Genomic DNA, 13,692 nt, shown 5'->3' with positions numbered 1-13,692 from the left:
CTGCGACAGCCCGAGCGGCGGGGTTCAGTTGCTGGAGAGCTTACCCGCGCAATGCGGGATGCGCGCGCAGGCGCGGCACCACGAAATCGAGGAAGGTACGCACCCGCGCCGCCGCGCGGCGGCCTTCGCGGTAGATCAACTGCACCGGCAGCCCCGGCGCCGCATAGTCCTGCAACACAGCTTGCAGGCCCCCGCTGCTCAGCTCGGCATGGGCCTCGTGGCTCATGCAGCGGGTCAGCCCGAGCCCCAGGCCGGCAGCGCGGATGGCCGCATGGGTGGTGCTGCACGCCAGTCTCGGAGAGAGGCGCACCGAGCGCGGCGCGTCCAGATGACGGAAGCGCCATTCGCTGACGGCTCCCTGGCTCCCGGAGACGATGATGCTGTGTGCCTTGAGGTCCTCCGGCGCCTGCGGCACGCCGTGGCGCGCGAGGTAGTCGGGCGATGCGCAGATCACCGGCCGCACCGTGCCCACCGGCAGGGCGAAGCCGGAAGAGTCGGGCAGGTTGCCTATCACCAGCGCCACATCGATGCCTTCTTCCAGCAGACGCGGCAGGTCCTCCCGGTGGCGGCTGACCAGGCGCACGTCGGGGAAGGCCGCCAGGTAATCCAGCGCGATGGGCGCGAAGAGGCGGTCTGCCATCAGTAGCGGCAGCGTCAGGTTCAGCTGCCCGGCCGGATGCACCTGCAAGCCGTCGAGCGAGCCTTCGGCTTCGTCGATACCCTGGAGAATCTGTCGGCAACTGGCGGCAAACGCCTCGCCGCTGGCGCTCAGTTCGACCCCGCGCGGCCCGCGCAGCAGGAGCTCGCAATGCAGGCGGGACTCCAGAGAGGCCACCAGGCGCATCACCGTCGCGGTGGACAGCTCCAGCCGTCGCGCGCCCGCGGCGAGGCTGCCGGAGCGCGCCACGGCGTCGAACGCCTGCATTTCCCGGTAGCGGCTCACGGCTGCGTGGCTTGCAGGGCCGGGTCGGCGCGCAGGCGTTCCGCGCAATGGGTGACGAAGCTGCGCACCTTCGCCGGCAGCCGTGTGCTGTCCTGGTAAAGCAGGTGGATCGGCAATGGCGCGGTGGCGAATTCGTCGAGGACGATCTCCAGCTCGCCACGCGCCACGGCCTCGGCAGCCTGGTACGACAGCACGCGGGTATAACCCCAGCCGAGCCGAGCCGCGTGGATCGCCGCGTTGTTCGAGCTGACCACGAAGCGCGACGGCGGGCGCAGGGTCAGCGGGCCGTCCGCGGTGACGAACTGCCAGTCGGTGAGCAGCACGCTGGTGGCGGCCATCACCACCGGTGCATCGAGCAGATCGTTGGGGTGCAACGGGCGGCCTTGGCGGTCGAGGAAGGCAGGGGAGGCGCAGACCACCGGGCGGATTTCGCCGACCTTCAGCGCGGTCAGGTTGCCCTCGGGCAGTTGGCCGATGCGCACGGCGACGTCGATGCCCTCGTCGAGCATGTTCACCACGCGGTCCACCAGCAGCGCGTTGACCGTCACCTCGGTCTGGGCGTCCAGGTAGCTGGCGATCAGCGGGATCAGGTACAGCTCGCCGAACAGCACCGGGGCGGTCACCGTCAGGTTGCCGCGCGGCCGCAGGGCGCTGCCGGAGGCCAGTTCCTCGGCTTCTTCCAGTTCCTGCAGGATGCGTCGGCAGTCCTCGACGTAGCGCTGGCCGGCTTCGGTCAGGCGCACGCTGCGGGTGCTGCGGGCCAGCAGCAGGGTGCCCAGGCGCTGCTCCAGCGCGGCGATGGCACGGGTCACGCTGGGGGGCGACAGGCCCAGCTGCTTCGCCCCGGCGGCAAAGCTGCCAGCTTCGGCCACGGCCAGCAGCACTGTCATTTCCTGAAACCTGTCCATGGATCACCGTTGTCGCCTTGAGCGGGTCGCCAGACTGTAGAGCGAAGCCGCGCCGGATTGAAGTGCCGGCGGCTTGCGGGCGACATCGGCGTGCTTGCCAGCGCCCTGTGGCTTGACCGCGCCCCGGCCACTCCGGCACAAGCGCTGGAGGCGCCCGCCGCGAGGCCGCCACCGCTGACGAGCCTTCCCCCATGACCAGCAAGACTACGGCCACCACGCTGGCCGCTGCCAACAACCCACGCCTGGGCATCGCCCTGTGCCTGCTGTCGATGCTCATCTTCGCCTGCCAGGACGGCATCACCAAGGTGCTGGTCCGCCACCTGCCGGTGGCCGAACTGGTGATGGTGCGCTATTGGGTCTTCGTGCTGTTCGCCCTGATCGTCTGCCGCGCCCAGGGCGGGGTGCGCGCGGCCAGCCGCAGTGCCAGCCCCTGGCAACAGGTGCTGCGTGCGCTGCTCGGCGTAGGCGAGATCGCCATCTTCGGCCTGGCCCTGCGCTACCTCGGGCTGGCCGAGACCCACGCGCTCTACGCGGTCTTCCCGCTGATGACGCTGGGCCTGGCGCGGCTGTTCCTCGGCGAGCGGATGGTCGGCCGGCAATGGCTGGCGGCGGCGGTGGGCTTCGGCGGCACGCTGTTGATCCTGCGCCCCGGCATGGGCGTGTTCGAGCCCGCGGCGCTGATCCCGCTGGCGGCGGCGCTGACCTTCGCCTTCTTCAACATCCTCTCGCGGCGTATCAGCCAGACCGATTCGTTTGCCACCACCACGCTGTACATGGCCGTGGTCGGCGCCGTGGCGGCCACCTCCGCCGGGCTTCCCGCGTGGGTCACGCCGACGCCCCACGAGGCGATGTTGATGTCGATCGTCGCCGTCTCCGGGGTGATCGCCCAGTTGCTGCTGATCCAGGCGCTGAAATACGCCCAGGCCTCGACACTGCAGCCGTTCAACTATTCGCTGCTGGCGTTCGCCACGCTGATCGGTGTCATCGTCTTCGGCGAGACGCCGACCCTCTGGACCATCACCGGCGCGCTGCTGGTCCTGCTGGCGGGGTTGTATTCGATCCGGCCGAAGGGTTAATCCCTGAATCCTCTGCGCCGGGCGGTCGCAGGCATGGCCAGCTCCTACACCTGCCCCTCGCACCGAATCCCTCTGTAGGAGCGGGCCATGCCCGCGATGGGAGGACAAGGTCCGCGATGTTCCAGTACTCGGGCGGTCGCAGGCGTGGCCAGCTCCTACACCAGCCCCGCGCGCCGAGTTCCCTTGTAGGAGCGGGCCATGCCCGCGACAGGCGGACAAAGTCCGCCCTTGCCGAGCACGCTGAACTCCCGATAGACACCATGGTGCAATGTCCGCCTCCCAGCGGGCATGGTGTCATTCCCGACAAGGGCAGTCCGGCCAGCGTTCCGGGAGCCCCACAGCCTGAACGTGCGCCGCACGCTCATCCCACCCAGGCTAACCCGTCGAATCGCGAGGTCTCCATGCTCCTACCCCTTTGCACCTGGTCCGAAATCGAGCAGTTCCTTGGCCGCAGCCGGACCATCGTCATCCCCATCGGCTCCAACGAGCAGCACGGCCCCATCGGCCTGCTGGGGACCGACTGGATGTGCCCGGAAATCATTGCCCACGAAGCGCAGAAGTCGGCGGACATCCTCATTGCGCCGACCTTCAACATCGGCATGGCGCAGCATCACCTGGGCTTCCCCGGCACCATCACGCTGCGCCCCTCGACCTTCATCGCCGCCATCTGCGACTGGGTGAATTCCCTGGCCGCCCACGGCTTCGAGAAAATCCTCTTCCTCAATGGCCACGGCGGCAACGTCGCCTCCATCGAAGCCGCCTTTTCCGAGCTCTATGCCCAGGCCAGCTTCGCCCGCCGCCCAGCCGGCTTCGCCTTGAAACTGTGCAACTGGTGGGACCTGGAAGGCGTCGGCGAGCTGGCCAACCGGCAGTTCCCCAAGGGCCATGGCATCCACGCCACGCCTTCGGAGATCGCCGTGACCCAGTGGGCCTATCCGCAGCACATCAAGCAGGCTGAGTACTCGCCGCCGATCGCCAACTGGGGCCCGATCCGCGAAGCGGCGGACTTCCGCGCTCGCCATCCGGACGGCCGCATGGGCTCTGATCCAGGCCTTGCCACGCCGGAGAAGGGCCGCGAGCTGGTGATGCTGGCTGCCCAGGGGCTGGTGCAGGCGGTCGAGGCCTTCAGCGGGGAAGAGTCACCGTTCTGAGTGCCATCCGCCGCCGCGTTGCCCCACGGAAACCCGAGCCTTGCTCGGGTTTCTGCTTTCTACGGCGCGCAAGGCCTGCCAGCTAACAAGAGCTAACAGCAGATAACTCGCCCGATTGCGCCGGCCTTGCCACTCTGGCAACCGGGTGTCATTGGCTAACCAGGGAGGCCTCCATGACCCAGCATGATGGCTGCATGAATCTGGCGGGGCGGCGCAGCAATGCCGAGTTCGGCGCGTTGATCCTCGGCTCCGGCGAGCCCGACGAGGCGGCATCGCGCCAGCTGTACATGGCCGTGTTGCCGCTGCTCATCGCCTTCTTCGAGGGCCAGGCGCAGGCAGGCCGCATCGGCCAGCAGGACATGGGCGACCTGCTGCGCGCCACCCTGCGGCAGGTGGACCGACAGCGCGTCAGCTACGACCCGGCCGTGCCCTTTCGAGCCTGGTTGCTCGAGCTGGCCCGGCATGAGCTGAGCGCATACCGCCGTGCGGCTCCGGCCGAAGTACCCGTTGTGTGTGAAGCGCAGAAACCGGCGCGGCGCAGGCGTACCGCCGCCGCCCATTGAGTCCAGGTTTTCAGGAAGACCCGATGCAGTCAATCGAGAAGGTTCTCTACACCGCCCGTGTGCATACCCGCGGCGGCCGTGATGGTGAAGCACGCAGTGATGATGGTCGTTTGCAGGTTCGGCTGACACCACCGGGTGCGCCGGGCGAGGGCAGCAACCCCGAGCAGTTGTTCGCCGCCGGCTGGTCGGCCTGTTTCATCGGTGCGCTGCGCCATGCCGCCAATGCGCGCAAGCAGGAGTTCCCGGCGGACACGGCGGTGGATGCCGAGGTGGAGCTGATGCACGGCGAACAGGGCTTCTTCCTGCGGGCGCACCTGGCGGTCCACCTGCCGGGCCTGGACCCCGAACTGGCGCAGCGGCTGCTGGATGCCGCGCAGCAGAGCTGCCCCTACTCGAAAGCGCTGCGGGGCAATGTCGTCGTCACCCTGAGCTTGTGCTGATGGGGCATCGCCACCGGCCATTGGGCGTGACAGCCCGCATAAAAGGTCATGCAAAGGCTTGATCGCTTGCTCGAAACTCCTATCCTGCTAGGACTTGCGGGCCAGTCTCGCGCCCACTCCCTTTGTCGGAAGAGACACCCCGTGGAGTCCGCAGCGGACGATCCGTCCTCCTCACTGAAAGCGCCGGTCGAATTCGGCCCGTTCCGGGTCGTGCCCGGCAAGCGCCTGCTCACCCGTGATGCGCAGCCGATGGACATCGGCGGGCGCGCCTTCGACCTGCTTCTCGCCCTGCTGGAAAAGCCCGGCCGTGTGCTTTCCAAGCGCGAGCTGCTCAAGCGCGTGTGGCCAGACATGGTGGTGGAAGAGGGCAGCCTGCGCTTCCACATGACCGGCCTGCGCCGCGCCTTGGGCGACGGCGAGGACGGCGCGCGCTACATCGCCACCCAGGTGGGTGTTGGCTATGCCTTCGTCGCACCGGTGAACCTTGGCAGCGAAGCCGCGCCGGCAGTGCTGCCGCTGCCCGTGGTTAGCATGGGCGAAGGCGTTGGCAGCCTGCCGCCGCGGGTGAAGCTGATCGGCCGCGAGGCCGATGTGCAGATGATCCTGCAGCGCCTGCGCGAGCCCCGCCTGTTCACTATCGTTGGCACCGGCGGAGTCGGCAAGACCAGCCTGGCCAACGAAGTGGGCCACCGACTGGCCGCCGAACGCCGGCAGGCCGTGCGCTTCATCGACCTGGCGCAAGTCGAGGATGAACACCTGGTGGCCTCGGCGCTGGCTGCCTCCGTGGGCGTGCCGGTGCAGGCCGAGGACCCGCTGGCAGTGCTGCTGGCGCACCTCCGCGGCCAGGACCTGCTGCTGATCGTCGACAACTGCGAACACGTGGTGGACGTGGTGTCCGCGCTGGCCGAGCGTATTCGTGATGCGGCTCCCGGCGTCGGCTTGCTGGCCACCAGCCGCGAGCCGCTGCGCGCGCGGGACGAAGAGGCGCACTGGCTGGGCCCGCTGGATTTCCCCGAAGACCCGCAAGGCTTGCCGCCAGAAGCTTTGCTGGCGTTCCCCGCCGTGCGGCTGTTCGTCGAACGCGCCGAGGCCGCCAACGCCTCGCTGCAATTGCAGGATGGCGACGCCGGCCTGATTGCCGACATGTGCCGGCGCCTGGGTGGCATGGCCTTACCCATCGAACTGGCGGCGGTACGGGTGGCCATCCATGGAGTGAAGGCCACCCATTCGCTGCTGGGCGAGCGCTTCTCCCTGGGCTGGTCCGGCCGGCGCACCGCGCAGCCGCGCCACCAGACGCTGCGCGCCATGCTGGACTGGAGCTACGGCCTGTTGTCCGCGAGCGAGAAGCGGGTGTTCGACCGCCTTTCGGTCTTCGTCGGGCCCTTCTCCCAGGAGGCCGCCGCGCAGGTCGTCGCCGACGCGCAGATCGACGCGCTGGAAGCGGCTGCCATCCTCGATGAGCTGACCGCCAAGGGACTCGTGGCGGTGGACCGCAGCGAGGCTGCCACGGCCTATCGCCTGCTGGAGATGACCCGCGCCTTCGCCCGCGAAAAGGCTGCTTCCCATGGCCACGACGAGGCGCACGCCCTGGCTTTCCGTCACGCCGCCTATTACCTGTGGTTGCTGGGGCAACTGGGTAGCGTGCCTGAGGTGATCTACGAGGGCTGCGCGCGCCTGGCCAGCCAGCTGGGCAATGTGCGCAGCGCGCTGGAGTGGAGCTTCGGTCCGCAGGGTGACCCTGGTCTGGCACTGCCGTTGGCGGCGGCCAGTGCGCCGCTGTTCCTGCACTATTCACTGCAGGTGGAGTGCCGTACCTGGTGCGCTCGCGCCACCGAGTTGCTGGAGCTGGGCTACTTCGGCACGCCCACTGAAATGGAACTGCAGGCGGCCCTCGGGCTGGTGCTGATGTTCACCCGCGGCAACAGCGAGGCCGCCGGCAAGGCCCTGCTTCGCGCGCTGGAAATCGCCGAGGCGCTGGGCGACCACTGGGCCGAACTGCGGGTGCTGGGGCGCCTGCAGATCTTCTACGAACGCATCGGAGACTTCGCCTCGTCACTGGCCTGGGCGGAGCGCGCGGTGCTGGTCGGCGATATCCTGGGCGAACCGGAAGCGGTGGCGGTGGCTGCCTCGCTCGCCGGCATCTCCCATCACCTGCTGGGCGACCAGGAACGGGCGCGGGAGGAGCTGGAAAAGTCCCTGCGCAACAGCCTGCCCTCGGAGCGCAGCCGTACGCTGCACTATGGCTTCGACCACCACAACCGCACGGGCCTCGCCCTGGCGCGCACGCTCTGGCTGCTCGGTTGCGCCGACCAGTCGCGGCGCTGGGCGGATCAGGTGGAAGCCGAGGCGGCGGAACTCAATCACCCGGCCACCCATTGCATCGCCCTGGTGTGGACGCTGTGCATCCATCTCTGGACCGGCGAGCTGGACAAGGCCGAACGCAGCCTGGCGACCTTCAGCCGGATCGCCGAGGCCAACGCCTTCGCCCCCTATCAGGCCGCGACGCCAGGGCTGCGCGCGGCCATCGCCATTCGCCGCGAACAACCCGGTGACGCGGTGCGCCAACTGGAAGAAAGCCTCACGCGCCTGCACGGCATGCGCTACGAGTTGCTGACCACCTCCTTCGAGATCGCCCTGGCTGAAGGCCTGATCCTCGCCGGCGAACACCGCCGCGCGCTGGGAGTGGCGCGGCGTTGCATCGCGCACTGCCGCAGTAGCGGCGATGCCTATGCCTTGCCGGAGCTGATGCGTATCGAGGCGCAGGTCATCGCTGCGCTGGGCGAGGAGGGGGATCAGGCGGTGGAGCGCGTTCTCCAGGAATCGCTGGCGATGGCCCGCGAACAGGCTGCGCGTGCCTGGGTGTTGCGGTCGAGCCTGGACCTGGCGCGGCTGCGGGCCGGACAGGGTAACCGGGCCGGGGCCTTGGAGCTGCTGGACGCCTGCCAACCCGAAGAGGGCCCCGACACGCTGGACGTTCGCCAGCTGGAAGCGCTGCGGCGGACGTTGGGCGAGAGCGCCTGAGCTGGGCTCAGCGGGCTACCTCAAGGTGCCTGCTCACTCAACGTGGCTGCTCAACGTGGCTGCTTAGCGTGACTGGGACGGCGTGATGGCGAGCAGGGCCGCCATGTTCACCAGGTCCGGCAGCGTGCGCGCCTGCATCTTGCGCATGACCCGGCCACGGTGGGCCTTCACGGTGATCTCGCTGATGCCCAGGTCGGCGGCAACCTGTTTGTTCAGGCGGCCGGCCACCACCATCTCCAGTACTTCCCGCTCGCGGCTGGTGAGCAGCGCGTAGGCCTGGCGCAGGGCATCGAGACGGGACTGCTGGCCGAGTGCGGCGCGGCTGTGTTCCAGGGCGTCGGTGATGGCCTGCAGCAGCGTGTCGCTGTCGAACGGCTTGGTCAGGAACTCCACCGCGCCGGCTTTCATCGCGCGCACGGTGAGCGGTACGTCGCCATAACCGGTGATGAAGATGATCGGCATCGCCGGGCGCTCGCCGGCCACGCTGCGCTGCAGGTCGAGCCCGTTGAGGTCCGGCAGGTTGACGTCCAGCACCAGGCAACAGGGCGCGAGGCTCGGCGGCTGGTCGAGGAAGGCGCTGGCGGCGTCGAACAGCACAGGCTGCCAGCCGGCCGAGCGAATCAGCAGTTCCAGTGACTCGCGCACCGAGATGTCGTCGTCGACCACGTAGACGATGGGTGTCGCCTCTGACATGGGCCGGTTTTCCGTTCGCAGGGATGAGCCTGGGTGAGGTGAAGAAGGGTGCAACATGCCATGTCCTCCGAGTGGCGTCGACCGGGCTGTCAGCCGACCGGCAGGGCGGCGCTGAGCGCCTTGAGCAGTTCCGCTTCGCTGAACGGCTTGAGCAGACAGGCCACCGCTCCCAGGGCGATCAGGCGCGGGCAGGTGGTCGCGTCGCTGTAGGCGGTGATGAAGATGATCGGCACGGGGATCGCGCGCACGGCCAGCTCCTTCTGCAACTGCGGCCCGCTCATGCCCGGCATCGACACGTCGAGGATCAGGCAGCGGGTGCGCTGCAGGGCGTCCGAGGCGAGGAAGTCCTCCGCGCAGGAGAATGCGTTCACTTCGAAGCCGAACTCGCGCAGCAGGTCCGGCAGGGATTCGCGCACCGATTCGTCGTCATCGACCACCGACACGAGCAGGGGCGTGGCCATCAGCAGATCTCCGTCGGTTGGTCGTGGGTGGGCAGTGCCGGCGACAGCGCCTGCGGCAGCGCGAAGATGAAGGTGGAGCCCGGCCCGTCGTGGGTGGTGGCCCAGACCCGGCCAGCGTGGTGCTCGATGATCGAGCGGCTGACCCACAGGCCGATACCCATGCCCGACTGCTTGGTGCTGAAGAAGGCATCAAAGAGCCGGCCGGCGTCCTCCGGCGCGAAGCCTGCGCCATTGTCGCGCACTGCCAGGAAGATGCTCGCGTCCAGGTCGTGGCCGGTGCTGATGCGCAGCTGCCGGGGGCGGTCATGCACTTCGTCCAGCGCATCGATGGCGTTGAGGATGAGGTTGAGGATCACCTGCTGCAGCTGCACGCGGTCGCCGCTCACGGCGGGCAATTCCTCCTGCAGTGTGGGCAGTACCGTCACGCCGTGGCGCTGCAGTTCGTTGTGCAGCATGGCGATGACTTCCCGCGTGGCCTCGTTCAGGTCCACCTGCTCGCTGACCGCTTCATGGCGAGCGAACAGTGCACGCAGGCGCTTGATCACATCCGCCGCGCGGTTGCCGTCACGGATGGTGCGCCGCGCGGTTTCCCGAGCGCCTTCCAGGTTGGGGGTTTCCGCGCCCAGCATGCGCAGGCAGGTGCTGGCATTGGTGATGATGCCCGACAGCGGCTGGTTGACCTCGTGGGCGATGGATGCGGTCAGCGCGCCCAGGCTGGCGACGCGGGCGACATGGGCCAGTTCGGCGCGGGTCCGGTGCAGGGTTTCCTCGGCGAGACGGCGCTGGGTGACGTCCTGCGCCGTGGCGATGTACAGCAGCGCGCCGTCGGCTTCGCGGGTGGCCTGGGCGACCAGGTGGACGTGGCGTACGGCGCCGCTGGGGAGCAGCAGCCGGTGCTCGTGCTCGAAGTCGCAGCCGTCGCGGCGCTGGCGCCTGAGCATTTCTTCCACGGTGGCGCGGTCGTCCGGGTGGATGCGCGAGAAGATCAGATCGAAGCCCGGCGTCAGGCCCGGCTGCAGATCGAGGAGCCGGTAGATTTCCTCCGACCAGGCGATTTCGTCGTTGTCCACGCGCCAGGAGAAGGTGCCGGTGAGGCTGATGCGCTGGGCCTTGGCGAGGAAGGCTTCGCTCTGGCGCAGGGCGGCTTCGCTGCGGGCGCGGTCGATGGCGATGCTGGCGAGGTGGGTGAACTGGCCGATCAGCGCGCACTGGTTTTCGTCCAACGTCTGGGCCTGGCCGAAATAAACCGAGAGGATGCCACTCACCTCGCCGTGGTTGGCCACCACCGGCATGGCCGCCAGTGCGCGCAGGCCGCTCGCCTGCGCCTGTTGCTGCCAGACCGGCCAGCGGGCTTCTCGCTGCAGGTCGTCGATCTTCACCGTGGCGCCCAGCAGCACGGCCAGTGCCTGCGGGCTGCTTTGCGGGCTCACCGGCTGGCCGTCTGCGCCGCCGTACATTGCAACCGGCAGGTGGGGGGCGGCGCCGGCCTGCAGGCGCAGCGTCGCTTCCGGCAACCGGCCGTGGCGTGGCGCAACCAGGGTGATGGCGCAGCGGCTGCCCTCGAGATTGGCCTCCACCAGTTCGCAAAGGGTTTCCAGCACTTGCGGCAGGGCGCAGCCGCCGGCCATCAGGCCGAGCAGGCGTTTCTCGCCGGCCAGCAGCAGCTCGGCGCGCTTGCGCACATGGATGTCGGTGTTGCCGCCGTACCACTTCAGCACGCGGCCAGCCGCGTCCAGCTGGGGTACTGCGCGGATGAGGAACCAGCGGTAGCTGCCGTCGAAGCGCCGCAGGCGCGCTTCGAATTCGCCGGCGCTGCCCGCTTCCAGCAGGCCCTGCCAGTAGATGCCCAGCGCTGGCGCATCTTCGGGGTGCAGCGCAGTCATCCAGCCGACGCCGGCGGCGCTCTCGGGCGTCATGCCGGTGTAGTCGAACCAGCGCTGGTTGAGGAATTCCACGCTGCCGCCCGGATCGGTGCGCCAGACGAAGCCCGGCACGGCGTCGATCAGGGTGCGCAGGCGGTCTTCGGAGACGCTGACCTCTTCCAGCGCACTGGCCAGCGACTTCTGCGCCTGGGCGATCAGGGCCTGGTCGCGCCGCTGCTCGTCGATGTCCACCTTCAGCACGAACCAGCGCTGGATGCGCCCCGCGCTGTCGCGATGGGGCAGGGCGCGCACGTGGAACCAGCGGTAGATGCCGTCCGCGCCGCGCACGCGCTGCTGGAAGTTGTACGGATCGCCGCTGGCCACCGAGTGCTTCCAGGCAGCCAGCGCGGAGGGCAGGTCGTCGGGGTGGATGGTGTCGGAGCTGGTCCAGCGCCGCAGCTCGTCGAAGGTGGCGCCGAGGTATTCGCGGTTGTGCCGGTTGACGCACTCCAGCTCGCCGGCGGGCGTCATCAGTGAGATCAGCGCGGGGATGCTGTCGATCAGGTCCTGGGTCTCGCGCGTCACGGTCAAGGGCGGCGCGGGCAGCAGGTCCTCGATGTCAATGTTCTGGCCGCACCAGCCGGCGGGCTCGCCGAGGTCATTGGTGAGCGGGCGGGCGCGCAGCAGGAAGCGGCGGTACACGTCGTCGTGCCGACGCAGGCGGGCCTGAAGGTCATGGGCAACCCCGGTCTGGCGGATAACGCTCCAGCCGTGCTGCAGCGCCGGCAGGTCGTCGGGGTGCACCAGCGCCTGCCAGGCATGCTCGCCGAGGGTGTCGGGGGCGCGCCCGGCATAGAGGCGCCAGGCCTGGTTGACGCATTCCAGGCGGCCTTCGACGCTGGCGGTCCACGCCATGTCGGGCAGCTTGTCGACGACTTCGTTGTGCATACCGGTCCTCTCCCGGCGCTAGCCGTGGGGCGAGCATGCGCCTTGCTGGCGGGGCTGCCAATGATACCTAGGTGTCGGCCGCGGCACCGCAAGTGCGTCACGCGCCGGGCCCGATACCAAGGTATCGACCGACACCATGGTGCAATCGCGGCACCCGCCGGGCTTTGTTGAGATCGCTGCAGGTCGCCGATCCGTCGGCCAGTGACTCAGGGAGATCGACCATGCCAGCCGTCGCGTTATCGCAAGAGTTTCGTCGCCGCTTCAGCCGTACGCTCATGGCCTCCGCCGTGGGCCTGTTCCTGCTCGGCGACGGCCAGCATCACCTGCTGCAACAGACCTTTGCCGCAACCGCCATTGCCAGCAGCGCCTCGAGCGCCGATGACAGCGTGCGGCCGTTCCGCGTCCAGGTGCCCCAGGAACAACTGGACGACCTGCGCCGGCGCATCGCCGAGACGCGCTGGCCGGACCGCGAGACGGTCAACGATGCCTCGCAGGGCATCCAGCTGGAAAAAGTCCGCGCGCTGGTGGACTACTGGGGCAAGGACTACGATTGGCGCCGCGCCGAGGCCAGGCTCAACGCGCTGCCGCAGTTCATCACCCGCATTGACGGCGTGGACATCCAGTTCATCCACGTGCGCTCGAAAGAACCGCACGCCATGCCGCTGATCCTTACCCACGGCTGGCCCGGTTCGCCGCTGGAGTTCCTCAAGACCATCGGCCCGCTGACCGACCCGGTGGCCTATGGCGGGCGCGCGGAAGACGCCTTCGACGTGGTGATCCCGGCGATTCCCGGCCACGGCTTTTCCGGCAAGCCGACCGCCACCGGCTGGGGCCCGGACCGGGTGGCCCGCGCCTGGGACGTGCTGATGAAGCGCCTGGGCTACAGCCACTATGTGTCCCAGGGCGGCGACCATGGCTCGGTGATCTCCGATGCCCTCGGCCGCCTGGCCCCGCCCGGCCTGCTGGGCATCCACCTGAACATGCCGGCGACGGTGCCGCCGGAACTGGTCGGGCCGATCAACAGCGGCGCGCCGGCACCCGCCGGGCTGGGCGCTGACGAGCGCCGTGCCTTCGACGCGCTGAGTACCTTCTTCGGCCGCAATGCCGCCTACGGCGCGATGATGGTGACCCGCCCGCAGACCATCGGTTACTCCCTGGCCGACTCGCCCGCCGGCATGGCCGCGTGGATGTACGAGAAGTTCGCCGCCTGGACCGACAGCGGCGGCGAGCCCGAGCGCGTGCTGAGCCGCGACGAGATGCTCGATGACATCTCGCTCTACTGGCTGACCAACACGGGCGCTTCCTCCTCGCGCTTCTACTGGGAAAACAACAACAACAACTTCAGCGCCACCGCGCAGAAGACCGCGCAGATCAAGGTGCCGGTGGCGATTACCGTGTTCCCCGGCGAGATCTACCGCGCGCCGAAAAGCTGGGCGCAGCGCGCCTATCCCTCGCTGGCGTACTTCCACGCGGTGGACAAGGGCGGCCACTTCGCCGCCTGGGAACAGCCGCAGCTGTTCAGCGAGGAACTGCGCGAGGCGTTCCGCCCGCTGCGAGCCAGCCTCAGCAGCCACTGAATCCCGCCGAATGCCGGCGACCACCGTGCAGGCCGCACGCCTGTCCTGG

11 protein-coding genes are annotated in these 13,692 nt (G+C 68.8%); 6 read left to right on the top strand and 5 right to left on the bottom strand.

Annotated elements, in window-relative coordinates; genetic code table 11:
* Positions 1–40 precede the first annotated feature (40 nt).
* Complete coding sequence (locus ABKS89_RS17960) at positions 41–943, bottom strand: LysR family transcriptional regulator (protein WP_348586392.1); 903 nt, start codon at positions 941–943, stop codon at positions 41–43.
* Complete coding sequence (locus tag ABKS89_RS17955; RefSeq protein ID WP_348586390.1) at positions 940–1,851, bottom strand: LysR family transcriptional regulator; 912 nt, start codon at positions 1,849–1,851, stop codon at positions 940–942. Before ABKS89_RS17955 ends, ABKS89_RS17960 begins: the two co-directional genes overlap by 4 nt.
* A 191-nt stretch (positions 1,852–2,042) precedes the next feature.
* Between ABKS89_RS17955 and ABKS89_RS17950 the strand changes: the two genes are divergently transcribed.
* From ABKS89_RS17950 to ABKS89_RS17930, 5 genes are all read left to right on the top strand, one after another.
* Complete coding sequence (locus ABKS89_RS17950) at positions 2,043–2,927, top strand: DMT family transporter (protein ID WP_348586388.1); 885 nt, start codon at positions 2,043–2,045, stop codon at positions 2,925–2,927.
* A gap of 401 nt (positions 2,928–3,328) precedes the next feature.
* Entirely contained in the window at positions 3,329–4,078 is a 750-nt protein-coding gene (locus tag ABKS89_RS17945) for a creatininase family protein (RefSeq protein ID WP_138214468.1), read from the top strand.
* A gap of 173 nt (positions 4,079–4,251) precedes the next feature.
* Positions 4,252–4,641: a hypothetical protein gene (locus ABKS89_RS17940; RefSeq protein WP_138214467.1), complete on the top strand. Its 390-nt coding sequence runs from the start codon at positions 4,252–4,254 to the stop codon at positions 4,639–4,641.
* A gap of 23 nt (positions 4,642–4,664) precedes the next feature.
* Entirely contained in the window at positions 4,665–5,081 is a 417-nt protein-coding gene (locus tag ABKS89_RS17935) for an organic hydroperoxide resistance protein (RefSeq protein ID WP_348586387.1), read from the top strand.
* A gap of 141 nt (positions 5,082–5,222) precedes the next feature.
* Complete coding sequence (locus ABKS89_RS17930) at positions 5,223–8,102, top strand: ATP-binding protein (RefSeq protein ID WP_348586385.1); 2,880 nt, start codon at positions 5,223–5,225, stop codon at positions 8,100–8,102.
* Between the two features lie 63 nt (positions 8,103–8,165).
* Here the strand turns inward: ABKS89_RS17930 and ABKS89_RS17925 are convergent, their stop codons facing one another.
* The 3 genes from ABKS89_RS17925 to ABKS89_RS17915 all read right to left on the bottom strand — a co-directional run bounded on the left by ABKS89_RS17925 (position 8,166) and on the right by ABKS89_RS17915 (position 12,066).
* Positions 8,166–8,795: a response regulator transcription factor gene (locus ABKS89_RS17925; RefSeq protein WP_348586384.1), complete on the bottom strand. Its 630-nt coding sequence runs from the start codon at positions 8,793–8,795 to the stop codon at positions 8,166–8,168.
* A gap of 89 nt (positions 8,796–8,884) precedes the next feature.
* Positions 8,885–9,256, bottom strand: a complete 372-nt coding sequence (locus ABKS89_RS17920; protein WP_138214463.1) for a response regulator transcription factor — start codon at positions 9,254–9,256, stop codon at positions 8,885–8,887.
* On the bottom strand, positions 9,256–12,066 hold the full coding sequence (locus tag ABKS89_RS17915) for a PAS domain-containing protein (protein ID WP_348586383.1): 2,811 nt from the start codon (positions 12,064–12,066) through the stop codon (positions 9,256–9,258). The genes ABKS89_RS17920 and ABKS89_RS17915 overlap by 1 nt, the downstream gene beginning before the upstream one ends.
* A gap of 221 nt (positions 12,067–12,287) precedes the next feature.
* Between ABKS89_RS17915 and ABKS89_RS17910 the strand changes: the two genes are divergently transcribed.
* The gene (locus ABKS89_RS17910; protein ID WP_171039410.1) at positions 12,288–13,643 is read left to right on the top strand and encodes an epoxide hydrolase family protein; all 1,356 of its coding nucleotides are present in this window, start codon (positions 12,288–12,290) and stop codon (positions 13,641–13,643) included.
* The last annotated feature ends 49 nt before the right edge of the window (positions 13,644–13,692 follow it).

This window comes from Pseudomonas sp. LABIM340 (genome assembly GCF_040017195.2).
Classification (GTDB): Bacteria; Pseudomonadota; Gammaproteobacteria; order Pseudomonadales; family Pseudomonadaceae; genus Pseudomonas.
This window is presented reverse-complemented; position numbering and strand designations above follow the sequence as displayed.

Excerpts from the sequence above, each read along its gene's own strand:
- ABKS89_RS17955 (WP_348586390.1), bottom strand. The coding sequence starts at position 1,851 with ATGGACAGGTTTCAGGAAATGACAGTGCTGCTGGCCGTGGCCGAAGCT.
- ABKS89_RS17950 (WP_348586388.1), top strand. The coding sequence starts at position 2,043 with ATGACCAGCAAGACTACGGCCACCACGCTGGCCGCTGCCAACAACCCA.
- ABKS89_RS17945 (WP_138214468.1), top strand. The coding sequence starts at position 3,329 with ATGCTCCTACCCCTTTGCACCTGGTCCGAAATCGAGCAGTTCCTTGGC.
- ABKS89_RS17940 (WP_138214467.1), top strand. The coding sequence starts at position 4,252 with ATGACCCAGCATGATGGCTGCATGAATCTGGCGGGGCGGCGCAGCAAT.
- ABKS89_RS17935 (WP_348586387.1), top strand. The coding sequence starts at position 4,665 with ATGCAGTCAATCGAGAAGGTTCTCTACACCGCCCGTGTGCATACCCGC.
- ABKS89_RS17925 (WP_348586384.1), bottom strand. The coding sequence starts at position 8,795 with ATGTCAGAGGCGACACCCATCGTCTACGTGGTCGACGACGACATCTCG.
- ABKS89_RS17920 (WP_138214463.1), bottom strand. The coding sequence starts at position 9,256 with ATGGCCACGCCCCTGCTCGTGTCGGTGGTCGATGACGACGAATCGGTG.
- ABKS89_RS17915 (WP_348586383.1), bottom strand. The coding sequence starts at position 12,066 with ATGCACAACGAAGTCGTCGACAAGCTGCCCGACATGGCGTGGACCGCC.
- ABKS89_RS17910 (WP_171039410.1), top strand. The coding sequence starts at position 12,288 with ATGCCAGCCGTCGCGTTATCGCAAGAGTTTCGTCGCCGCTTCAGCCGT.